The sequence below is a fragment of the Paraburkholderia adhaesiva genome (assembly GCF_021390575.1).
GTDB classification, from domain to species: domain Bacteria; phylum Pseudomonadota; class Gammaproteobacteria; order Burkholderiales; family Burkholderiaceae; genus Paraburkholderia; species Paraburkholderia adhaesiva.
The window spans coordinates 691357-714942 of record NZ_JAJEJQ010000002.1 but is presented as its reverse complement, the minus strand read 5'-3'; the positions used below and the strand labels follow the sequence as shown (position 1 = coordinate 714942).

Here is a 23586-nt window from a genome sequence, read left to right as displayed (position 1 = left end):
TGCGCTCGCTGACTTATTGTTCGGCAGACACTTCCGGCCACAACAGCGGATTCGGGCTCGCGCGCTGGTAGCCCGCATCGCTCATCAAGAGGTCGAGCGTGAGGCTCGCGAGATCGTCGGCGAGCGGCTCGAATTCGAAATCCTTCTCCTGATAGCCGATCTTGCGGTACGTGTGACACTCGTCGCACGATTCGGCCTTCAGCGCGGGACTGCCGCCCTCGATGCCGTGATAGGCGATACCTTTGGTCGAATCGCAGTTCGTGCATTTCACGCGCACCACGTGCGCCTCTGTACCGCACAGGCTGCACTGCGTATAGCGATAGCCCTGAAATGCGCCGCCGACGCGCACGATGCTCGCAACGGGCGGCACGCCGCACACAGGGCACACGCCGGGCGCGTCGACGTAGGGCACGTCCGCTACGTCGAGCCGGCTCGCGAGGTCGGTCCAGACCACCTGCAGCGCGGCCATGATGAACGGTGCAGTCGCAGGTGCGATTTCGGCGTAGCGCTGTGCGAGCAACGCATCGGCTTGCGTATCGAGTTCTGCATCGCTCATTGCGCGCAGGGTATCGAGCACTTTGGCCAGCGCGGGCGTAATCGCACCTGCCGCTTCGACGCGATCAATCAGCCGGCGCAGCACGTCGCGCCACTGTGGATCGCGCGCGCCGGACAGCGCGGGCACGATCGGCATCGAATGGCGTTGCGCATGCTCAATCGCGTCACGCGCGGGCATCTGCGCATTCAAGTGCTCCAGCGCATTGTGCTGTGCGTCGACGAGCGCCGCCATCAGCCGCACATATCCGCCGATCGGATTGTGGTCCGCAAGCTTGCGCAGCCTTGCGGCGCGCTCGGCAAAATGCGTCGCGCGCTCGGGTAGACGGATACGCGGAATCGCCGACGGATCGAGCGCCTGAATCTCACCGGGATCAAGGATGCGTTGCGTCACGACTGATAGCCTCCAAAACAAAAAGCCGCCGTGCCCTGCGGGGCCGGCGGCTTGCGTGCACGCGCGGCCGCCCGGGGAGGCGGCTGCACGCACCGTGCCTGTTACTTGATGCTCTCGCGGAACCAGCGCGGGTGATGCTTCCTCGCCCACCCCCACGTCACCGTACCCCGCGTCATCGCGCCGAGCGAACCCTTCACCCAGAATCCCGCATACGCGTGAACGATGATGGCGATAATCAGCACGAACGCCACGATCGCATGCACAACCGAGGAGAGACGGATAATCTCGATCGGAAAATAGACCGAGAAGTAGCGCCGCCAGATCACGATGCCGCTCGCGAACAGCAACACGAGACAAACCACCAACGTGAAGAATAACAGCTTCTGGCCCGCATTGTAGCGGCCGGGTGCCGGTAGTTTCTCCTCGCGGTTGGCGAGCACGTCACGGTACTGCTTGAGCCACTGGATATCGGATTCGTCGAGGTAGTTGTGATGCCAGAAACGCATCACCAAAACCAGGAACGACGCGAACATCACAACGCCGACGAACGGATGCAGCGTGCGGACCCACTGGCCCCCACCCAGCACCCCGGCGAGCCAGAACATCGCTGGATGGAACAGCGCGAGACCGGATAGCGCAAGCAGTATGAACGCAATCGCGGTAATCCAGTGATTGGCGCGCTCGATTTCGGTGTAGCGCACGATCACATTCGGTTCATCTTTCATCGTTGCGCTCCTCGCCTTTGCCGTCGGTGCCCTTGATACGACGCGCTTCCTCGCGTGCCGCCTCTTCGTCCTCGGCCGATACTTCGTTCGGGCCGTTCGTGGCGTAGTGGAAGAAGCCCATCAGCGCTGCGAACGCAATGCCTGCCAGCGCGATCGGCTTCGCCACGCCCTTCCACAGCTGCACGAACGGACTGATGCGCGGATTGTCCGGCAGACCGTGATAGAGCGACGGCCGATCGGCGTGATGCAGCACGTACATCACATGCGTGCCGCCCACGCCCGGCGGATCGTACAGACCCGCGTTCTCGAAGCCGCGCTCCTTCAGGTCCTCGATGCGCTCGGCGGCGTGCTCGCGCATGTCCTCCTTGGTGCCGAACACGATCGCGCCTGTGGGACAGGTCTTCACGCACGCGGGCTCCTGCCCCACTCCTACACGGTCCGAGCAGAGCGTGCACTTGTAGACGCGATGATCCTTTTTCGACAGCCGGGGAATATTGAACGGGCAGCCGGTGATGCAATAACCGCACCCGATGCAGTTTTCCTCGTGGAAATCGACGATGCCGTTCGTGTACTGCACGATCGCGCCCGGCGCAGGACATGCCTTGAGGCAGCCCGGTTCCGCGCAATGCATGCAGCCGTCCTTGCGGATCAACCATTCGAGGTTGCCGTTCGGATTGTCGTACTCCGTGAAGCGCATCACGGTCCACGAATGCTCCGTGAGATCGTGCGGATTGTCGTAGACACCGGTGTTGACGCCGATTTCGTCGCGCAGGTCGTTCCACTCCATGCACGCTGTCTGGCAAGCCTTGCAGCCGATGCACTTGGTGACGTCGATGAGTTTCGCCACCTGACCCGCGCCCGGCTCGCGCACGCCGGGTGGCGGCGTCGTGGTCGCCGAAATGCGCAGGATGTCGAGTGATTGAAGTGCCATAGCTCGCCCCTTACGCCTTTTCCACTTTCACGAGGAACGCCTTGAACTCGGGCGTCTGCGAATTGCCGTCGCCGACTGGCGGCGTCAGCGTATTCGTCAGATAGCCCGGTCTCGTGAGTCCCGTGAAGCCCCAATGCAACGGCACGCCGACCGTGTGCACTTTCTTGCCGTCGATGATGAGCGGTTTGATGCGCTTCGTGACCACGGCCACTGCGACCAGGTGGCCGCGATTACTCGAAACCTTCACGCGCTCGCCGCGTGCAACGCCGATTTCCTGCGCCAGCTCCTCGCCGATTTCGACGAACTGCTCCGGCTGGATGATCGCGTTAAGACGCGCGTGCTTGGTCCAGAAGTGGAAATGCTCGGTGAGCCGGTACGAGGTCCCGACGTGCGGGAACGACTGCGCAGTCGCAAACGTCTTGCGGTCGTCCGGGAACACGCGTGCGGCAGGATTGCTCGTGGCCTGCGGATTGTTCGGATGGAACGGGTTGTAGCCGAGCGGATTCTCGAACGGCTCGTAATGCTCGGGGAACGGCCCTTCGTTCATGCCGTCGCGTGCGAAGAAACGCGCGACGCCTTCCGGATTCATGATGAACGGACCCATGCCGTGTTCGGGATCCTCATCAACCTTGAAGTCGGGTATGTCCGCGCCAGACCAGGTCGCGCCATTCCAGCCGACCAGCTTGCGCGTGGGGTCGAATGGCTTGCCGGCGAGATCACACGACGCACGGTTATACAGCACGCGCCGGTTCGCCGGCCACGCCCACGCCCAGTTCAGCGTCTGGCCGATACCCGTGGGGTCGGCATTGTCGCGCCGGCCCATCTGGTTGCCCGCCTGGGTCCACGCGCCGGCGAAAATCCAGCAGCCGCTCGCCGTGGTGCCGTCGTCCTTCAACTGAGCGAAGCCCGCAAGCTGATCGCCCTTCTTCAGGAGTACCTTGGTCGGATCCTTCGGGTCGGTCTGGTCCGCGAGCGCGCGGCCGTTGTACTCCCTCGCGATTTCCTCGGGTGTCGGGCTCGACGGATTGGAATACGGCCAGCTCAACTTGACGATCGGATCGGGATACTTGCCGCCATCCTTCTGGTACGCGGCGCGTATGCGCAGGAAGAGGCCCGACATGATCTCGAGATCGCTCCTGGCCTGGCCCGGCGGCTCGGCGCCCTTCCAGTGCCACTGCAGCACGCGGCTCGAACTGACGAGCGAGCCGTTTTCTTCCGCGAAACACGTGGTAGGCAGACGGAACACTTCGGTCTGGATCGAGGCCGTATCGACGTCGTTGAAGTCGCCGACCTTCTTCCAGAACTCGGACGTCTCCGTCGCGAGCGGGTCCATGATGACGAGCCACTTCAGCTTGCCGAGTGCTGCCACGGTCTTCGCCTTGCTCGGCGACGACGCCATCACGTTGAAGCCCTGGCAGATGTAGCCGTTTATCTTGCCCTGATGCATGAGCTCGATGGTCTGGAGCAGGTCGTAGGGCTTGTCGAGCTTCGGCAGGTAGTCGTAGCCCCAGTTGTTGTCCTTCGTCGCGTTATCGCCCCACCACGACTTCATGAAGCTGACGAAGAACGCACCGTAGTGCTGCCAGTAGCTCAACTGGTTCGCCCGCAGCGGCTGCGGCGCGCGTTTCTTGATGTAGCCGTCGTAGTCCTGCTCGGCTTCGTTCGGCAGCGTCATGTAGCCAGGCAGCAGATTCGACATCAGCCCGAGATCGGTGAGCCCCTGGATATTGGAGTGGCCGCGCAGCGCATTCATTCCGCCACCGGCAATACCGATATTGCCGAGCAGCAATTGCACCATCGCGCCGGTGCGAATCATCTGCGAGCCGACCGAGTGATGCGTCCAGCCGAGCGCATACATAATCGTGCCCGCGCGTCCCGGCACCGAGGTGCTGCCGAGCATCTCGCACACTTTCAGGAACTTGTCCTTCGGCGTGCCGCAAACCTTCTCCACCATTTCGGGCGTATAGCGCGAATAGTGCTGCTTGAGCAGGTTGTACACGCAGCGCGGATTCTGCAGCGTCTCGTCGGTCTTCACAAAACCGTCTTCGCCGATCTCGTAGTTCCACGACGACTTGTCCGGATACGAATGCTTCTGCGGATCGAAGCCGGAGAAAATGCCGTCATTGAAGGCGAAATCGTCGCGCACGATGAACGTAAAGTCCGTGTAGTTCTTCACGTACTCGTGCTGGATCTTGTCGTTCGTGAGCAGGTAATTGATTATGCCGCCCAGGAACGCAATGTCGGTGCCACTGCGGATCGGCGCGTAGAAGTCCGCCACCGACGCCGTGCGCGTGAAGCGCGGATCGACGACGATCAGCCGCGCCTTGCGGTGCGCTTTAGCCTCTGTGACCCACTTGAAACCGCACGGGTGTGCCTCGGCCGCATTGCCGCCCATCACCAGAATCACGTCCGCGTTGCGAATATCGACCCAATGGTTCGTCATCGCACCACGGCCAAACGTCGGGGCAAGACCTGCCACCGTCGGGCCGTGTCAGACACGCGCCTGGTTGTCGAACGCGAGCAGGCCCATGCTGCGGGCCACTTTATGCGTGAGATACCCGACCTCGTTGCTGCCCGCCGAGGCGGCCAGCATGCCGGTGGTCAGCCAGCGGTTGACGGTCTTGCCATCCTCGGTCTTCTCGACGAAATTCGCGTCGCGGTCGTCCTTGAGCAGCTTCGCAATGCGGTCGAGCGCGTCGTCCCACGAAATGCGTTTCCACTCGTTCGAGCCAGCCGCGCGATACTCGGGATATTTGAGGCGGCTCTCGCTGTGGATGAAGTCGATCAGGCTCGCGCCCTTCGGGCACAGCGTGCCGCGATTGACCGGGTGATCGGGATCGCCCTCGATGTGAAAGATGCTCGTGGTGACGTTTTTCGCGCCGTCCCCGAGACCGTACATCAGGATGCCGCAACCGACCGAGCAATACGGACAGGTGTTGCGGGTTTCGGTGCTACGCGCCAGTTTGTATTGTCGGACTTCGGCGAGTGCGGTGTCGGGCGCGAAGCCCATCAGCGCAAGACTGGAACCAGCCAGCGAGGTCGCCGTGACCTTGAGGAACTGACGCCGGGACATTTGCAGCATGGTGTGTCCTCGGCTATTCGAGTTGTGGGTCTAAGAAGTATAGGCAGATTTCGGCTCCGGATCACTGAACGTGACACCGGCAGGCACCGCCGGTGCGGCCGGGAATTGTGCTTGCTATATTGAGATGACTTGGAGGGGGGCATGCTGCGCCGCAACCGGCCCGCACCGCGCTACTCGACGCGACTGCGGACCGCCTTAAACGCCGATCGCGGAACGGACATCATGGCTACTACGCTTTCACCTGAACGACTGCATTCCGCCGCGCGCAAGGAGGCATCCTGGGTCGTCGGCGCGTGCCGCCAGTTCTTCGCCAACCGCTGCCCCGAGATGGCCGCGAGCATTGCGTTCTACTCAGCGTTCTCGCTCGCACCGACGCTCGTGATGGTGATTGCCGTGGCGGGCTGGTTCTTTGGCGCCGATGCCGCGCGCGGTGAGCTCTTTCACCAGGTCCACAAGGTGCTCGGCGACGACGCAGCAGCCGCCATCACGACGATCCTCGCGAACGCCTACCGGGCGGGCAACGCGAGCGGCATCGCGACCCTCATCTCCCTGTCGATTCTCGTAGTCGGGGCCTCCGCGACATTCTCCTCGCTGCATTCCGCGCTCAACGTCGTGTGGCCGCCCGACAGAACGCGCACGTCGAGCGTCCTTTCACTCATGCGGGCACGGCTGGTGTCGTTTTCGCTCGTGCTCGGCGTCGCGTTCCTGCTGATTGTCTCGCTCGTGCTCGATACCGCCGTCATGTTCGTCGGCCGATGGCTGCTGGGCAACTCGCCTTTTTTGATTATCGGAAACCCGCTTCAACTCGCCGTCGGGCTGGTCGTGCTGACCATCGCGTTCGCCGCGCTGCTGCACCTGCTCCCCGACGCCAAGGTGCCCTGGCGCAACGCCCTGGTAGGGGGAATCGTCGCGGCAGTGCTTTTTTCGACGGGAAAGAAGCTATTTGCGTTCTACCTCGCCCACGCGGGCATGGCGACGGCGTTCGGCGCTGCAGGCTCGCTCGCCGTGCTGCTGATGTGGCTGTATTTTTCGGCAGCCGTTCTGCTGCTCGGCGCGGAATTCGCGGCAGCACGCGCTCGCCTGCACGACCCGCGCGGCGCCTGGGGCTTCCTCACACAAACGCAGCCGGGCTGCCGCGCCAAGCTTGCGTCGGTGCTGGCCGCGTCCACTATTGCCAAACCGCCCGAGCGGCAGGCAGCGCCCGGCCCTGCCCCGTCCGTTCCGATCGGAAACACGGTAGATGGCGCCGGCGAAGTGCCCGTGTCTGCCGCAAGGGAATCGGGACAGATTGACGCACCATCGGAAACGCTGCTGCAGGCCACGGCACCGGGCAACGCAACAAAGACCCAGTTGGCGCAGCGTGACGGCGCTGGGACATCAACCCGGCACACGCCTGGCGAAAGAATGGAGGATGGCGCGACGTATGCCGCCGCACTGACGCTGGTCCACGCGGGCCGCACGGTCGTTGCAGCCGACCGGTACGTCAAGCGTCATCCATGGCGTTCGGTGCTGCTCGCGGCCGGGGCAGCGATTGCCATGACAACCGCCGCAGGACGGCGCCGCGGCAAACAACACGGCACTGAGCCAGTCGACGGACAGACCGACAGCCCGTCGGCCAGGTAGGGAGCAGGAAGCGATCGGACTTTAGTTTGTATCAAAAACAACAATAATGCGGTGTTAGCAAACCAATATTGCGGAATTGCGAATAATCGCCCAATTCCCCGTCGCACAAGGGGTTAGCGTCTTGTGTCAGGTTTTTGCGACACTCATTTATTTTCGTTTCGTAACTCTGTAGGTGCTACGTTATTCTCCACCGCGCAACAACTAAATACACATCTGCGTGGAGAAAACAGAATGAAACGAGTCGCACTCTCGACCCTTTCGCTCGCTATGCTGGCTGCAACCGGCGTGGCGCATGCACAAAGCAGCGTGACCCTGTACGGCCTGATCGATGAATCGGTCCAGTTCGTGAACAACAAGGCAACCGGCGTCGACGCTAATGGCGTACCCACTGGCAACAAGAACGTGTTCGGCCTGGGTGGCGGCAACCTGCAAGGTAACCGCTGGGGCCTGAAGGGCACGGAAGACCTGGGCGGCGGCCTGAAGGCGATTTTCCAATTGGAAAACGGCTTTAGCCTCAACACTGGCGCGCTCGGCAAGGCCGGCACGATGTTCAACCGTCAAGCCTATGTCGGCGTTAGCTCCGACCAGTACGGCGTGATCACGTTGGGTCGCCAGTACGACACGACGACCGACCTGGTTCAAGGCATCACCGCCGACGGCTACTTCGGCAGCCAGTTCGCGACCCCGGGTGACGTCGACAACAACGACAACAGCGCGCGCTTCAGCAACGTCGTCAAGTACACGTCGCCGGTTCTGAACGGCTTCCAGTTCGCAGGCATGTACGCACTCGGCGGCGTCGCTGGTTCGACCGGCGCAGGCCAAAGCTGGGGCGCAGCAGCTAACTACGGCATTGGTGCGTTCACCGTCGCCGCTGGTTACCTGATGCAAGACAATGGCTCGGCCGCAGCGCGCACCGCAGCTACGCGTACCTCGGATTGGACTGGCGCGACGTCGGACGGCGTGTTCAACGGCCAGGCCAACGTGAACGGCCACTACGTCTCGGCGAAGTCGGTCGGTACCGCTCAGATTGCAGCGCAATACGTTGCAGGTCCGTTCACGATTGCTGCGCGTTACAGCAACGCCCAGTACAAGGCGGACGCACTCTCTGGCTTCACGTCGACCCAGCGCTACAACGTCGCCGGCGGCTATCTCGGCTACCAGTTGAACCCGGCAATCCTGCTGGGCCTCGGCTACACGTGGACGCACGGTTCGGGCGACTCGTCGAACACGTACAACCAGATCGCACTGGGCGCAGACTACACCGTGTCGAAGCGCACCGACTTCTACGCTGTGGCCACGTACCAGCACGCCAGCGGCCAGCAGCCGGGCGCACCGGCTGGCACGACGGCAGGCGCATCGGTCGGCTCGTACGGCATCGACTCGGCGTCGAACAACCAGACCCTGGTCAACGTCGGTATCCGCCACAAGTTCTAATAGAACGGCACAGCCGGGCTTCGGACCGGTGCTGGAACCGGTCCCAGACCGGTTCCAGTTGTGTGAAAACGGCGTGGCCGCTAAAAACCACACGTTGTACCAGCCAGCCCTCGGCGCAAGCCAGGGCTGGTTTTTTATTGGCCGCGCACTTTTGCGCTGGCCCCGGGTTCCGGATCCGTGCGGTCCGCTCGCATAGACCGTCGGTGAGGCGCGAAAGTCAGCGCAGGTGGCCCAGAACGGTCACAACGTGACGAACGAACGCGTCGGCCACCATCGACTGCGGCTGCTCCGCAAGACGCGCGACGTGAACCGTTTCCGGCAACTCCGGCGAAAAGCGTTTCACCACCACACGCGCCGCGGCGCCTGCGGCGCTCAACGGATCGACCAGCGCGATCCCCGCCTCCGCCTCCACGAGCGCAACTATCGACTGGGCAAGCGCCGCCTCGACACCCATTTGCCGCGTCACGCCGCTGTCCGCGAATAGGCGGTCGATCTTCGTGCGTGGCTCACTCAACTTCAGAAAAGAAACGAACGTTTCGCCGGCACAGTCGGCGGCGGTCACGATGCGCTTGCGCGCGAGCCGGTGTCCGCGCGGCACGATGCAACGCATCGGCCATTGTCCGAGCGCCTCCAGCCGCACCTGAGGATGCACGATCGACGGCATGACGAAGCCCAGATCGCAGCGCTGCGCGCCGACGTGCTCGACGACGGCTGCCGGTTCGAGCGCGAGCAGCGTCACATCGACGCCATCGTGCTCGTGGGCGAACATCGCGATCACCCTCGGCAGGAAGTCGGCGGCAAGATCGAACGTGCCAGCGATGCGCAACGCACCGCGCCGGCGCTCGCGAATCTGTCCGGCCGCTTGTGCCACCCGTTCGAGTCCGATGAACGCGCGCTCGACTTCTTCGTTCAGCACGTAGGCCTCGGCGGTCGGCACGAGCCGGCCTTGCCGGCGCGCGAATAGCGCAAAACCAACGCTAGCCTCGAAGTCGGCCAGCAAACGGCTGACCGCCGGTTGCGATACGCCCAGCGAAACAGCCGCGCGTGTCACGCTGCGCTGCTGCATGACGGCGCGAAAAGCTTCAACTTGACGAATGTGGAGGTCGACGATGGTCATAACATTCGAGAATGAATATCTGCGATGCGATTAAATCGTTAGCAAATCACCGCGCAGATATTCAGAAAATGCGCACAAATTAGGCACCATCATACCGGACAACATGTCATAACATTTGCGTATGAGTTGATCACCCTCAGAAGATCTCGCGCCCATTCGCCCTTCCGCCCAGCGCATCGCGAAACAAACGCCCATGAAAAATCCCCGCGGGCATGACACCGGCGGGGATTTTCTGGGTACTTCAGGTGCACCGCAACCCGAAGGCCGCGGCGCCCGGCAATCAGGCAGCGGCTGCGTCCTTCAGCTTCTTCAGCGCACGAGCCTTGATACGCACCGATGCCGGCTTGGCCGGGAACCAGCGCTCTTCGCCCGTGAACGGATCCTTGCCGAAGCGCTTCTTCTTCGCCGGCACGTCCTGCACGACGATCTTCAGAAGGCCCGACAGCGTGAACTCTTTTGCGCCCTTCTTGTGGACCGAACCGAGGATCGTGTCTTCCAGTGCGGCGAGGACGGCCTTGGCGGCCTTCGGCTCGACGCCTGCACGCTCAGCGACGTGAGCAGCCAGCGAGGCCTTCGTGAAGGTGTCCTTGATCGGCGACGGGGCGCCGGACGCCTTCACGGCGACCTTCTTAACTGCAGCCGTCTTGGCGGGGGCTTTCTTTGCGGCAACCTTCTTGGCCGGGGCAGCTGCCTTTTTGGCCACTTTCTTTGCGGAAGTCGGCATGTTTCTCCTACCAGTGTTGGTCAGTGAATCAGCGAAGCACCGCGGAATGCATGTGCTTCAACGGCGGATTCTACAAGCGTGCAAGCGTTTTGCGTGACTCTTTTGCATCGTCAATGCAAATTTGTTGCGCGGCGCTGACTGCCGGACTCATTTTGACACCTGTTTACAGGGGTAAACGTGCGCATGACATACCCGGATACCCCGACCGGGAGACATACCGCCGCCCGCGCTCATCGCAAAAACGCCGACCGTATGGCGCTTTACGCTCGCTCGACGGTCAGCCCGAGCGCATCAGCGACGCGAGCGACGCCATCGCGGCATCGATCTGACCGACTTCGACACCGCCATAGCCGAACAGAAAACCACGCTGCACAGGGGACTTCACATGAAACGGTGCGAGAGGGTGCAACCCGACAGACGCCGCACGCGCGGCCTCGACGAGTGCCGCTTCGTCGACGGTTGAGTCGAGCCGCGCGGCGAGGTGCAGGCCCGCCGTGCTCGGCATCACCGGTTCGAACCACGGCGCAAGCGGGCCGCACAGATGCGCCAGCAGCCTTTCGCGCCGCGCCGAATAGGTCTGGTGCATACGGCGCAGGTGCCGAGCGAAATGGCCATTGAGCATGAAGTTCGCGAGTGCAGTCTGCGTGAGCACGCAGCCGTGCCAGTCGCCCACCTGACGCGCTCGCACGAGCGGTGCCGCGAGCGTGGCGGGCGGCACCAGGTAGCCGACGCGCAACTCGGGAAAGACGGTCTTCGAAAACGAGCCGACGTAGGCGACGAGCCCCGCGTTATCGAGGCTTTTGAGCGGCTCGAGCGAGCGGCCTTCGAAGCGATACTCGCTGTCGTAGTCGTCTTCGACGACGACGGCGCCGCGCGCCTGGGCCCATTCGAGCAGCGCAACGCGACGCGCGAGGCTCATCGGCATGCCAAGCGGAAACTGATGCGAAGGCGTCACGTAGACGAGGCGCGCCGCATCCGGCAGCCGTGCAACGACGAGCCCTTCGCCGTCCACCGGCACGGACACCACCTTCGCACCACGCGCCTCGAACACGACGCGTGCTGGCGGATAGCCTGGGTCCTCCACCGCAACCACGTCGCCGGGACGCAGCGTCACGCACGCAAGCAGGTCGAGTGCATGCTGCGCGCCCTGCGTGACGATCACGTCCTCCCAGTTGCACTGCACCGCGCGATTGAACGCCAGGTAGCGCGACACCGCGAGCCGAAGATTCTCCTCGCCCGCTGGATCGCGGTACATACCGAGGCCGCGCGCCTGAACGCGCAGGGCGTCGGTAATGCAGCGCCGCCAGACGTCGAAGGGAAAGCGCGATTTGTCGGTCACACCGCCCGCAAAATCGCACGCAAGCCGCGCGTTGGGACGCGGCATTGGCGCAGCCTGCGCTTGCGCTTGCCACCACGGTTGCGCCTGCGCTGAACGCGACGGCTTCGCCGCACGAGCATCTTCGGTCGCGGCGCGGATCTGGGCATTGGGGTGGCCGCGCTCACGCGCGGGCAGACGTTCGAGCGCTTCGGCGACAAACGTACCCGAGCCGCGTCGCGCGCAGAGATAGCCTTCAGCTAGCAGCCGTTCGAACACGTCGAGCGTCGTCTTGCGCGAAACGCCTAGCTGAAGTGCGAGATCGCGTGTGGACGGCAGCCGCGTGCCTCCCGCGAGCCGCCCGTCGACGATACCCGCGAGCAGTTGTTTATAGATCTGGCCAGCCAGATCGCGACGGCCCGAGACCGTGATGTGGAGTTCCATGAAGGCGGTGACGAACAGGTCGAAGTGGCTGTCGAAGTGGTCACCTGAAATATTGCCAGAATGGCTATATGAGCGCACCATCCGCAAGCCTAAAGTCACTCCCGTGGTCTTCCGAATAGCAGTTCAACCCGCGGTTTCCAATGAGGTGAATGGTCATGCAGGCACGTCTGGACTTCTACAAAGTCAGCCCCGAGGGCACGAAGGCAATGATTGCGCTCGAAGAGCGCGTGAGCAAAAGCTCGATCGAGAAACCGCTCGCGGAACTCGTGAGGCTGCGTGCGTCGCAGATCAACGGTTGCGCGTTCTGCGTCGACATGCACACCGCCGACGCACGCAAGGGCGGCGAAACCGACCGGCGGCTCGCGACGGTATCGGTATGGCGCGAAACGCCTTTCTTCACCGAACGCGAGCGCGCGGCTTTCGAATGGACCGAAGCGGTCACGCTCGTTTCGCAGGCGCACGTCCCCGACGAGGTCTGGGAACGTGTGAAACCCCACTTCACCGACCAGGAGATCGCCGATCTGACCATGCTCATCATCGCGATCAACGGCTGGAACCGCATCGCTATTTCGTTCCGCAAAACGCCTGCGTAAGAACGTTGGTGCGCAGCAGGATGCGCACCAGGGCGCGCATTTGGACGATCAGGTGCCTATACGCGCAGCACGTTTGAGGCGCCTTTTAAGCGGCACCTGAAAGCGTGCCGCGTGTGTCTGCCTGGTTCATCCTCAGTTCCCATTTTCACGGTGCATGTGCGAAGCGTTGCGATGATGCGCGCTGACCACCAGGCGCTCACGCACAGCGCTGGTCGTGGCAGCTTTTACGCGTCTTTTGGCACAAGCGCGTCGTAGCGCGGCGATACAGTGGACATCGACGGGCAGCAGCACCCCGCTCTGCCTTCGCTACCCCAGGACTTCGCCATGGCGCTACAGATAGGCTTTCTCCTCTTTCCTCGCGTGCAGCAGCTTGACCTCGCGGGGCCCTACGACGTGCTTGCATCGATGCCGGACACATCGGTCCGGCTCATCTGGAAAACGCGCGATCCCGTCACGTCGAGCACCGGCATGGTGCTCTCGCCCGACACAACCTTCGATGACTGCCCTCAGGTCGACGTGCTCTGCATCCCCGGCGGCAGTGGCGTCGGCGACCTGCTCCTCGACGAAGCCACGCTCTCGTTCGTGCGCCGCCAGGCCAAACACGCGCGCTACGTCACGTCCGTTTGCACGGGGGCGCTCGTGCTGGGTGCTGCGGGCCTTCTGCGCGATCGACGCGCTACGACGCACTGGGGGTTCCATGAACTGCTCGCGCCGTTCGGTGCCATCCCCGTGCGCGACGGCAATCTGATGACGGGCGGCGGCATCACGGCGGGTATCGACTTCGCGCTGACGCTCGCGGCCGAACTGATCGGCGTCGAGGGGGCCGAGGCGCTCCAGCTGGAACTCGAATACGCGCCAGCGCCTCCGTTCAACGCGGGCAGCCCCGACACCGCGCCGCGCGCCGTGGTCGAGCACGTGCGGGATGCGAACGCCGCATCGCTCGCTGCGCGCCGGCGCATCGTCGAGGAAGCGGCTGCGAGACTGTGAGCGGCGTTCGCGCAAATAACGGGCGGGCTATCCGGGCTGGCGATCGGCGCACAGCCCGGAAACCGCGCACGTCGGTATCGTTTTCATCGCTCACGCGACGCCTGCACCCATCATGCCGCTCTGCGTCTAGCGGCTCTCCATTCGGACATTGAGCGAGCAATATAAAGTCCAGGACGGACTGCTCGATAACTTCGTCCAGCATCATCGATGCCAGCACTCGTTGCATCCAGCGTCGGCGATCGCTCCACATCGCCCGCAAAGCCGATTACCAGCGCAATGCCCCGCCTGCACGCACGTGCCCACCGACCACGCGTTCGACACGCGCGAGGCACGCGGCAGACACGAAGCTCTCATCGAGATCGAAAATCGTGTATTAACAGATCGACAGCACACTACGCGACGCCAACAGACACGACTGCGAACATCTCGCGTCCGCCGGCGGCGTATGCCGCTGTTCATGTGGAGCGGAAATCTCGCGCCACAGCGGGCCGCTTCGCCTGATCCACGCAAGCGCCACGGATGGAATAGCCGCTTCGTTTGCGGGCCACGCGCCTGCGAGGCGTTGCGGGAAGACCGTTGCCCTCGACACGGCGCACGGAAAAACCGAGTGGTCCGCGCGCATGTTCATCATGGAGCCCATGTCATGAACGCATCGAAACCGGACGCTGCCGCCGCGTCCGCGCAGAAGAAAGGCATTCCAATCGGGCTGATCGTCAGTGCCATCGTGCTGATCGCCGTTCTCTTCGTGCCGCTGCCCGAGAGCCTTCCGCCAGCCGGTCATCGCATGCTCGCCATTCTCTCGTTCGCGGTCGTGATATGGCTCACAGAAGCCGTGTCGTACGAAGCGAGCGCCATCATGATCACCACGTTGATAGCGTTTCTTATCGGAACCGCGCCCACCGTCGACGATCCCTCCGTCACCTACGGCACGTCGAAGGGCATCAACATGGCGCTGTCCGGCTTCTCGAACTCGGCGCTCGCGCTCGTCACGGGTGCGCTGTTCATTTCAGTGGCGATGACCATCACGGGGCTCGACAAACGTATCGCGCTCGTCACGCTCGCACGGATCGGCACCACGACGCGGCGCATCCTGATCGGCTCGATCGCGGTGACCATCGTGCTCTCGCTCGTCGTGCCGAGCGCGACGGCACGCAGCGCATGCGTCGTGCCGATCATGGCAGGCGTGATTGCCGCGTTCGGCGTGGACAAGCGCTCGAATATCGCCGCGGGGATCATGATCGTGGTCGCCAACGCGACGAGCATCTGGAACGTCGGGATCCAGACCGCCGCCGCGCAGAACCTGCTCACGGTGGGTTTCATGGACAAGATGCTCGGCGCGCGCGTGACCTGGCTCGACTGGCTGATCGCTGGCGCGCCGTGGGCGATCATCATGTCGGCGATCCTGATCGTGGTGGTGCTGAAAATGCTGCCGCCCGAAACCGATGCCATCGGGGGAGGCAAGGACGCCATCGAAAAATCGCTACGCGATCTCGGCCCCATGACAGGCCCGCAAAAGCGGCTGATGGCTGTGTCCATCGGCCTGCTGTGCTTGTGGGCCACCGAAGGCAAGCTGCATCCGTTCGACACCACCTCGGTCACCTACATCGGCCTCGTGATTTTGATGATGCCTCGCATTGGCGTCATGGACTGGAAGACGCTGCAGAGCCGCATTCCGTGGGGCACAGTGATCGTGTTCGGGGTCGGCATCAGCCTCGGCACCGCGCTGCTCACGACGAAGGCCGGCCAGTGGCTCGGCGATATGGTCGCCTATCACACGGGCCTCGCCACTGCCGGGCCGTTCGTCGCATTCGCCGTGCTCGGGGCTTTCCTGATCGTGATTCACCTCGGTTTCGCGAGCGCGACGGCGCTCGCCTCGGCCATGTTGCCGATCATGATCTCCGTGCTGCAATCGATGTCGGGCGACTTCAACCGGCTCGGCGTGACCATGCTGCTCGCGTACACCGTGAGCTTCGGTTTCATCCTGCCGATCAACGCGCCGCAAAACATGGTGTGCATGGCCACCGAGACGTTCACGCCGACGCAGTTCGCTCGCATAGGCATCGTGCTGACGATCATCGGCTATATCCTGATGCTTGTGTTCGCCCTGACGTGGTGGCGCTGGCTCGGATGGATCTGATTTCCCTGCGCCTTCCTCGCGAAGCGCAACCGGCAAGGAGCTGCTGATGGAAGTCGCAATCGACGAAGCACGCCGCTTCACGACGGACGTGCTGACGAAGCTCTCGGTGCCCGCGGACATCGCCCTCGACGTGGCCGATCACCTGATCGAAGCCGATCGCGTGGGCTACGCAAGCCATGGGCTGTCGATCCTGCCGAACTACCGGCGCGGACTGGCCGGCGGTTTCGTCACGCCGGACGGCCGCCCCGAGCGCATCGTGGACCGCGGTGCGCTGATCGGCTACCACGGCCACAGCGGCTTCGGGCAGCACGTGGGCAAGGTGGTGATCGACGATGCCATCGCGCGCGTGCACGAGCACGGCCAGTGCATCGTCACGTTGCGCGACACGCATCACCTCGGACGCATGGGCCATTACGGCGAGATCGTCGCGCAGGCGGGTTACGTGCTGCTCGCGTTCACGAATGTCGTGAACAGGCCGCCGACCGTCGCGCCGTATGGCGGTCGCGAGGCGCGCCTCACGACGAATCCGCTGTGCTTCGCGGGACCGCTGCCCGGCGGGCGGCCGCCATTCGTCGTGGACATCGCGACCAGTTCCATCGCCGTGAACAAGGCGCGCGTGCTCGCCGAAAACGGACGCAAGGCGCCACCCGGCTCGGTGATCGACGCACACGGCAATCCGACCAACGATCCGCGCGTGCTCTTCGAGGATCCCCCGGGCGCCCTGCTGCCGTTCGGCGCGCACAAGGGCTATGCGCTCGGGCTCGTCGCGGAACTGCTGGCCGGCGTGCTATCGGGCGGCGGCACGATTCACGCGGGTAATCCACCCAACAGCGTCGCGACCAACAATCTGTTCGCGATCGTGCTCGATCCGCAGGTCGATTTCAACCAGACGTGGCGCTCGCAGGAGGTGGAGACGTTCCTCGAGTATCTGCTGGCCTGTCCGCCGCAAAATCCCGCCGAGCCTGTGCAATACCCCGGCGAATACGAAGCGGCGAATCGCGCCCGCCACACGCTGACGATCGATCTGCCGGATTCCGTTGAGAAACGATTCGGCGAACTCGCCGCAGAACTGGGCGTTGCAATGATCAGGGCAATCAAGGCAGTTTGAGCGACTGGAAAGATGAAGCGGGTCCGGCGATGATGCCCGCCGTGGCGCGCACTGCCGCACGACATGTGGCCTGTGCGAATTACACGTTCGCTGAAAAGCGGCGCGAGTGGCGCGCAGCAGCGGCAAACGTCCGTCCCGGACCAATACCGCAACCGCCTCTGGCACGACGTTTGCCACACGCGTCACGCGCTTTGATCTGCCCCGGCGAGACGCATCGTCTGCCGGCCCCGCTGGGGCAGGTACACGTGATGCACGCCACGTGCCGACGGCGTATGCTGGTGGGAACCACGACAACATTCCGTCCGGCTCGCGCCGCTCGACTGCGATGAACGCCTCCGCTCATGCCTCTGGTTCCCAGCCCGTGCCACGCGTGACTGTGGTCGTGCTGACACGCAACCATGTCCGCCAGACCGTCGATACCGTGGCTCACCTCGTGGCGCTGCCGGAGCATCCGAACGTGATCGTGGCCGACAACGGCTCCTCCGATACAACCGTCAGTCTGCTAGCCTCGCTGTTTCCGCAGGTGCGCATCGTGCAGGGGTTGCGAGATCTCGGCATGGCCGGCTTCAACCGTGCCGTCGCGCTAGCGCGCACCGAATACGTGGCGTGCTGCGACGACAGCACATGGTTCGCCGCGGGCGCGCTCGCGCGAGCGGCCCAGCTGCTGGACGACCATCCGCAGGTCGCCGTGCTTAACGCACGCGTGGCAGACGATAGCGAACACGAGATCCACCCTGCATGCCTGATGTTGAGCGCGACATCCCCATCACCTCTCGGCGACGGCCTGCCCGGCCCCACGCTCGCGAACTTCATGGCGGGCGCATGCATCTTCCGCGCGGGCGTTTTCCGCGAACTCGGCGGCTACGAGGAGCGCCTCGCGCGCGGCGGCGCAGAAGAACTTGCGGCGCTCGACGTGCTATCGGCGGGTCACGCCATCGTCTATTGCGAGGAGGCGCTCGCGCATCGCGAGCCGCTCTATGGCTGGTTCACGCGCGCGCAGCATTGCACGCTCGCACGCAACTCGGCGTGGGTCGCGTGGATGCGTCTGCCGGTCCGCGACGCGCTCGCCGCAACCGGTCGCGCGCTCGCCGTCTTCGCACGTCAACGCTCGCTCGGTCCTGCCGGTTTCGCGCTGCTGCGCGGCGCATTCTGGACGCTGCGCCGTCGCCGCGTGGTCCCGCCACATGTCGTCGTGCTCACGCGCCAGGTGAAACGCGCCGAGCGCCAGGTGCGTGTCGGCATTCCCGCGATGGCTGAAAAGTACGATCGCTCGGGGCAGAGCGCCTGGTAAGCAGGCCCCCGCGTACACGGTTCGCCGCTTTACGGCGCCCCGCACTTCGCCGATGTTTCGCGCAACGTAACGCGACGGCAAACGCGAACAGGTCAAAAAGTAGGCGACGTGTTCGCCTGCAATGCCCGCCTACGTAGCCCATAACCGGCACGCACTGCAACATGCTCGCGAACCGCGAGCCACGCGGTGAGCCAGCCAGACAGCCAATTCACATTGCCGCAGCAGGCACGAACTGCCGGTAATCCACCTGCGAGCCGCGCACGACGATGGCGGTAGCCTCAGGCACCTCGGCCCAGACGTCGGGCAAATCGACAAGCGGCTCCGAGACGATCAGATAGGCATCCTCCCCCGCCGCCGTGATGCGCGGATCGTCGGGATAGAGTTCGTGAAGATGCCTGAACGACGTGCTGTGAAAAAGCGATCGCGAATTACCTTCGCTGGAGTAACGCACGGCCACGAGTTGCTCACCGTCGCTCGCGCACACCGTCATGTTGAGCGGATCGTCGATTCCGTGCTTCTTCGCCGTCGCCTCGACGAAACCGGCCATGCGTTCGAGCGCAGGCACGGGCTCCTGTTCGAGGCCGAATGTCATCGCAAGATAGAACATCACTTCCGAATCGGTCGAACCCTCGAGCGCGCTAAAGCGCCCCGGATCGATCGCGACGAGCAGATCGCGGCGTACGAGCGGGAAGCTCTGGATCAGCCCGTTGTGCACGAACAACCAGCGCCGATGGCGAAAAGGATGGCAATTGGTCTCCTGCACCGGCGTATGCGTCGCGCTGCGGATGTGCGCGATGAACATGGGTGCCGTCACCGCGCGTGCGAGTTCGCGCAGGTTGCGGTCGTTCCACGCGGGTTGAGTGCTGCGATAGCGATACGGAATGTCATGCGGATGCTGGTACCAGCCGAGCCCGAAGCCGTCGCCGTTGGTAGTCGTCACGCCGAGCTTCGAATGCAGGCTCTGATCGATCAGCGAATGGCGCGAGCGGAACAGCACGGTTTCGAGGTGAATCGGATTGCCGGAATAGGCGAGCCAGCGGCACATGATGCACTCCTTCAAAAACACGTGCTCACGGCGTCGCGCGCAGTTCCGCAATCGGCGTGAGGAAGCCGGTCAAGCCGGTCAGAATGATCTGCACACCGATACACAGCAGCAGGAACGACGACACCCGCATGGCGACGCGCGTGCCCTCCACGCCCAGATAGTTCGACAGGCGCGCTGCACGGCTGTAGACGAAGTAAATCACGAACATCACGAGCACCGAGATCACGATTGACGCAATACCCGACACCACCCAATCGGAGAGTCTGTGCGTGCGGTTCGCGTTCAGCGCGATGGCTGTCGCGATCGAGCCGGGGCCTGTGGTGAGCGGCACGGTGAGCGGGAAAAACGCCTTGCTGGTGCCCGATTCGGCAACCGACGGCTTGACTTCGGTGTCGCGGACCTCGCGTGGCGCAGCTTCAGGTGCGTTGAGCATCTGCCAGCCGGCCACGGCAACGGCGAGGCCCCCGCCGATACGCAGCGCCTCCATCGAAATGCCGAAGAAATGCAGGATCGGCGTACCGGCAAAGAACGCAACGAGCAGCACGATGAATGCGTTGATCGCGATGCGTCTCGCGAGTTGGCGACGCGCCTCGTCGGAGAGCGTCGGCGTGCGGTCGAGAAAGACGAACGCAACGCTGAACGGATTGATGATGCTGATCAGGCCGGTGAAACCGAACAGGATGTCTGAAATCAGGCTCTCGATCATGAAGTCGATCCGGTTGAGGCGGTGTTGGTGATGTCCGGTGGCGGCCGCCGGGCTGCGTGAAGTGTAACTGCATTGGCTGTCTGCGTACCGCGTCTGTGTATTCGCTGCGATGGCAACCGTCTGTCGCGCGCCTCACTTGTTGCGTCGCATCAAGCTTTCAAAACCCCGTCAGCAATATTGACCCCTTTACGGCGCGCATCGGGTCGTCATAGAGTGCAGCGATTGCGCCCGGTCGTACGTTTCCCTTTGATAAAAAAAAGGAGTCGTCTATGTCACTGAGGTTGCTCGCTGCCCTACCCTTCGTCGGCATCCTGCTAGGCGTGCCGTTCGTCAACCGTGTCGAGCCGCTCGTGCTTGGCATGCCACTCGTTCTAGCGTGGATCGTCATGTGGGTCGTGCTGACCTCCGTGATCATGACCGTCATTTACCGGCGCGATCCGGCGAATCGTCCCAGCGAGACGGAGGTGCGATCATGAGCGCACTGATCCTGATCGCGGCGATCACGCTCCTCGCCCTCGTTCTCGGTATGCGGGCGCGACGCGGGCACGACATGAGTCTCGAGCAGTGGTCGGTCGGCGGACGCAGCTTCGGCACGTTGCTGGTGTTCCTGCTGATGGCCGGCGAAATCTACACGACGTTCACGTTCCTCGGCGGCAGCGGCTTCGCGTATGGCAAAGGCGCCCCCGTCTATTACATCCTCGCCTACGGTACGCTCGCCTACATCCTCTCGTACTGGCTGCTGCCGCCCGTCTGGCGCTTCGCGAAGTCGCACCGGCTCGTCTCCCAGCCGCACTTCTTCGCGCGCAAGTACCAGAGCCCTGCGCTCGGCGTGCTGGTCGCCATCGTAGGCGTGACGGCGCTCGTGCCGTATCTCGTGCTCCAGTTGAAGGGCCTTGGCATCATCGTTTCGACCGCCTCGTATGGCGCGATTCCGTCCACGGTCGCCATCTGGATCGGTGCGATGGTTGTGACCGCATACGTGATCGTCTCGGGCGTGCGCGGTTGCGCATGGAATTCGGTCGTCAAGGATCTGATGATTCTCGCGGTCGCGATTTTCCTCGGCATCTACATGCCGATCCACCACTACGGCAGCCTCGGCGAGATGTTCCGCGCCATCGACGCCGCGAAGCCCGGCTTCCTCACGCTCCCCGCGAGAGGCCAGGGCGTGACGTGGTTCCAGTCCACCGTACTGCTGACGGCGCTCGGCTTTTTCATGTGGCCGCATACGTTCGGCTCGGTCTTCACGGCGAAGGACGAACGCATCTTTCGCCGCAACGCGGCGATCCTGCCGCTTTATCAGTTGATCCTGCTGTTCGTGTTCTTCTGCGGTTTCGCCGCGGTGCTGAAAGTGCCGGGTCTCAAGGGCGGCGACATCGACCTTTCGCTCTTCCGTCTGGCGCTTCAGACCTTCGACCCGTGGTTCGTCGGCGTAATCGGCGCGGCGGGTGTGCTCACCGCGCTCGTGCCAGGCTCCATGATTCTCACGACGGCCTCGACGCTGCTCGCCAACGACGTCTATCGCGGCGCCCTGGCAAAGAACGCCGACGATGTCCGCGTCGCCCGGCTCGCGCGTATGTTGGTCCCGGTGGTTGCGCTCGTCGCGGTGGGCTTCACGCTCAATGGCGGCACCACCATCGTTGCGCTGCTGCTGATGGGTTACAGCTTCGTGACGCAGCTATTTCCCGCGCTCGTGTGCAGTCTCTTTGCACGCAATCGCGCCACGAAGCAAGGCGCGTTCTGCGGGATCGTGGCGGGTGTCGCGGTCGTCGTAGCGACGACGCTTCTGCATGTCAGCGTCGAGCAGCTCATTCCGTTCGCGCCCGACGCGGTCAAGGACATCAACATCGGCTTTCTCGCGCTCGGCGTCAACGTCGTCGTGCTTGCGGCCGTGAGCGCGTTGACGCAGCCGCGCACGCAAGCGGATCGCGAGCACGCAGGCGCGCACTGAAAAGGTGACCAACGCCTGGCGCGTCGCGCGTCCGGCGAGATCACCTCGTGCGAGTCACGTGTGTGTCATATCGGCGATGCAGGGCGGTGCGCCGCCCTGCCATGACATCTGCGTGTTGCAGCAACATGTGGCACGGATCAGCCATGAAAAGCACCTGAAATACGCGGCGCTGCACAATCTCGTGACGGCATTCCACAAGCCGATTTCTTGCAGGAACGCATGGAAACCCGGTCGCGTACTACGCGATCGTGTGCGTGCGCAAACGGTCAGGGACGAAGCATCGCCCAACTGATTAAAATATTTCCGCTACGTACCGCACACGCAGTAGAGCCAGCATCTATCCGGAGCGCGCCGATGACGCCACTCGAAGAGCCCGTAATGCACGCTACCGCACTTTCCCCTGAGGCGCTGCCGCTCGGCGAGCCGCTCGCATGGCCAGTCGTCGACCACGACGGCAGGCTGTTGATGGAACGCGGCTCGATCCTCGTGGGCGAGCCGGAGCGCCGGTTCCTGTTTGCGCATTTTCAGCCACAGCGCGGCGATTTCGAAGCGCCTGTCACGGCCTCGGCGGAAGCGGACGACCCGGCCCCTGCCACGGAGCCTGGCGCGCGCGACATGCATCTGGCGCTTGGTGCGCTGATGGGCCTGCGCACGCAGATCGGCGGTAGCGGCGCACCCGTGCAGCCATGCCGCCTCATTGGCATGGCCCCGAACAACATGCTGTTCGTCACGCCGCCCGTCGTTGACGGACGCAAAGCCACGCTGATACAGGGCGAAAACGTCGAGGTCATCGCCGTCGCGAGCCAGGCTGTTTTTCGTTTCGTGTCTTCCGTCGAGGCGATCTGCCAGTCGCCAGTCGAGTGTCTCGTACTCTCGGAGCCCGCCGCGATTCGACGCCTGCGCGAGCGCAAGTCGATCCGCGTGCGCGCACGCATCCCCGTGCGTTACCGACTCGCCGAGACGGGTGACGGCTACGATGGCATCGCGCTCGCACGGGGGATCAGCACGTTCGGCCTTTCGATTTGCGCGCCATGGGTGCTCGGCAAGGTCGGCGAGCGGATCGCCATCGCGTTCGAATTGCGTTCTGGCGCAGTCGACACGGCAATCACCACAAGTGCGATCATTCGCAACGTGCAGCACGAAGCCGGCCCCGATTCGCAGGCCACGCTGGGCCTGGAACTCGACCGGCTCACGGCCGCGGAGCAGATGGCCATGAAGTCCTACGTCTTCGACCGCCAGGACGACGTGTTGTACTGGACGGACTCGGAGCGCTGACGCGAGGCGCGGCGAACAGCGCTCCGGCGTCGATACAGCGCACGTTCCATGCCCCGCGCGAAGGTGCTGCGTGCTGCTCGACCAGCACGGCCCGACTGTGGCCGCTCACGTGGATGAACGTATACTGACGCTCGTTCCCACGCCGCTTTCCCCGA

Annotated in this window: 19 protein-coding genes; 10 read left to right on the top strand and 9 right to left on the bottom strand. The window is 63.6% G+C overall.

Annotated elements, in window-relative coordinates:
• Positions 1-13: 13 nt before the first annotated feature.
• The 4 genes from fdhE to fdnG all read right to left on the bottom strand — a co-directional run bounded on the left by fdhE (position 14) and on the right by fdnG (position 5684).
• Positions 14-946: a formate dehydrogenase accessory protein FdhE gene (gene fdhE / locus L0U80_RS18770; protein WP_233868285.1), complete on the bottom strand. Its 933-nt coding sequence runs from the start codon at positions 944-946 to the stop codon at positions 14-16.
• Between the two features lie 101 nt (positions 947-1047).
• Entirely contained in the window at positions 1048-1671 is a 624-nt protein-coding gene (locus L0U80_RS18765) for a formate dehydrogenase subunit gamma (RefSeq protein ID WP_233868282.1), read from the bottom strand.
• A complete protein-coding gene (gene fdxH, locus L0U80_RS18760; protein WP_233868279.1) occupies positions 1661-2602 on the bottom strand; it encodes a formate dehydrogenase subunit beta in 942 nt (313 codons plus the stop codon). The genes L0U80_RS18765 and fdxH overlap by 11 nt, the downstream gene beginning before the upstream one ends.
• A gap of 10 nt (positions 2603-2612) precedes the next feature.
• Positions 2613-5684: a formate dehydrogenase-N subunit alpha gene (gene fdnG, locus L0U80_RS18755; RefSeq protein ID WP_233868276.1), complete on the bottom strand. Its 3072-nt coding sequence runs from the start codon at positions 5682-5684 to the stop codon at positions 2613-2615.
• A 219-nt stretch (positions 5685-5903) separates the two neighbouring features.
• On the opposite strand from fdnG, the gene L0U80_RS18750 reads away from it, so the two are divergent.
• Together L0U80_RS18750 and L0U80_RS18745 are read left to right on the top strand one after the other, a co-directional pair.
• The gene (locus tag L0U80_RS18750; protein ID WP_444544284.1) at positions 5904-7307 is read left to right on the top strand and encodes a YhjD/YihY/BrkB family envelope integrity protein; all 1404 of its coding nucleotides are present in this window, start codon (positions 5904-5906) and stop codon (positions 7305-7307) included.
• Between the two features lie 231 nt (positions 7308-7538).
• Complete coding sequence (locus L0U80_RS18745) at positions 7539-8741, top strand: porin (protein WP_233868270.1); 1203 nt, start codon at positions 7539-7541, stop codon at positions 8739-8741.
• A 217-nt stretch (positions 8742-8958) separates the two neighbouring features.
• On the opposite strand, the gene L0U80_RS18740 is transcribed toward L0U80_RS18745, so the two are convergent.
• The 3 genes from L0U80_RS18740 to pdxR form a co-directional block, all read right to left on the bottom strand.
• Positions 8959-9858, bottom strand: a complete 900-nt coding sequence (locus L0U80_RS18740; RefSeq protein ID WP_233868262.1) for a LysR substrate-binding domain-containing protein — start codon at positions 9856-9858, stop codon at positions 8959-8961.
• Between the two features lie 280 nt (positions 9859-10138).
• The gene (locus L0U80_RS18735) at positions 10139-10582 is read right to left on the bottom strand and encodes an HU family DNA-binding protein (RefSeq protein WP_233868259.1); all 444 of its coding nucleotides are present in this window, start codon (positions 10580-10582) and stop codon (positions 10139-10141) included.
• A 277-nt stretch (positions 10583-10859) separates the two neighbouring features.
• A complete protein-coding gene (pdxR, locus tag L0U80_RS18730; RefSeq protein WP_233871425.1) occupies positions 10860-12341 on the bottom strand; it encodes a MocR-like pyridoxine biosynthesis transcription factor PdxR in 1482 nt (493 codons plus the stop codon).
• Between the two features lie 155 nt (positions 12342-12496).
• On the opposite strand from pdxR, the gene L0U80_RS18725 reads away from it, so the two are divergent.
• The 5 genes from L0U80_RS18725 to L0U80_RS18705 all read left to right on the top strand — a co-directional run bounded on the left by L0U80_RS18725 (position 12497) and on the right by L0U80_RS18705 (position 18457).
• On the top strand, positions 12497-12934 hold the full coding sequence (locus L0U80_RS18725; RefSeq protein WP_233868256.1) for a carboxymuconolactone decarboxylase family protein: 438 nt from the start codon (positions 12497-12499) through the stop codon (positions 12932-12934).
• Between the two features lie 324 nt (positions 12935-13258).
• Positions 13259-13921, top strand: coding sequence for a DJ-1/PfpI family protein (locus L0U80_RS18720; protein ID WP_233868253.1), 663 nt, complete (start codon positions 13259-13261; stop codon positions 13919-13921).
• A 643-nt stretch (positions 13922-14564) separates the two neighbouring features.
• Entirely contained in the window at positions 14565-16058 is a 1494-nt protein-coding gene (locus L0U80_RS18715) for a DASS family sodium-coupled anion symporter (protein ID WP_233868251.1), read from the top strand.
• Between the two features lie 46 nt (positions 16059-16104).
• The gene (locus L0U80_RS18710) at positions 16105-17166 is read left to right on the top strand and encodes an Ldh family oxidoreductase (RefSeq protein ID WP_233868248.1); all 1062 of its coding nucleotides are present in this window, start codon (positions 16105-16107) and stop codon (positions 17164-17166) included.
• A gap of 325 nt (positions 17167-17491) precedes the next feature.
• Positions 17492-18457, top strand: a complete 966-nt coding sequence (locus tag L0U80_RS18705) for a glycosyltransferase family 2 protein (RefSeq protein ID WP_233868245.1) — start codon at positions 17492-17494, stop codon at positions 18455-18457.
• Between the two features lie 208 nt (positions 18458-18665).
• Here the strand turns inward: L0U80_RS18705 and L0U80_RS18700 are convergent, their stop codons facing one another.
• Complete coding sequence (locus L0U80_RS18700; protein ID WP_233868242.1) at positions 18666-19502, bottom strand: class II glutamine amidotransferase; 837 nt, start codon at positions 19500-19502, stop codon at positions 18666-18668.
• 25 nt (positions 19503-19527) lie between these two features.
• Positions 19528-20208 carry a MarC family protein gene (locus L0U80_RS18695; protein WP_233868239.1) on the bottom strand — a complete coding sequence of 227 codons (681 nt, stop codon included), beginning with the start codon at positions 20206-20208 and terminating at the stop codon, positions 19528-19530.
• Positions 20209-20477: 269 nt separating this feature from the next.
• Between L0U80_RS18695 and L0U80_RS18690 the strand changes: the two genes are divergently transcribed.
• From L0U80_RS18690 to L0U80_RS18680, 3 genes are all read left to right on the top strand, one after another.
• A complete protein-coding gene (locus L0U80_RS18690; protein WP_233868236.1) occupies positions 20478-20684 on the top strand; it encodes a DUF3311 domain-containing protein in 207 nt (68 codons plus the stop codon).
• A complete protein-coding gene (locus tag L0U80_RS18685; RefSeq protein WP_233868233.1) occupies positions 20681-22156 on the top strand; it encodes a sodium:solute symporter family protein in 1476 nt (491 codons plus the stop codon). Before L0U80_RS18690 ends, L0U80_RS18685 begins: the two co-directional genes overlap by 4 nt.
• A gap of 354 nt (positions 22157-22510) precedes the next feature.
• Positions 22511-23431, top strand: a complete 921-nt coding sequence (locus L0U80_RS18680) for a flagellar brake protein (RefSeq protein WP_233868230.1) — start codon at positions 22511-22513, stop codon at positions 23429-23431.
• Positions 23432-23586 lie beyond the last annotated feature (155 nt).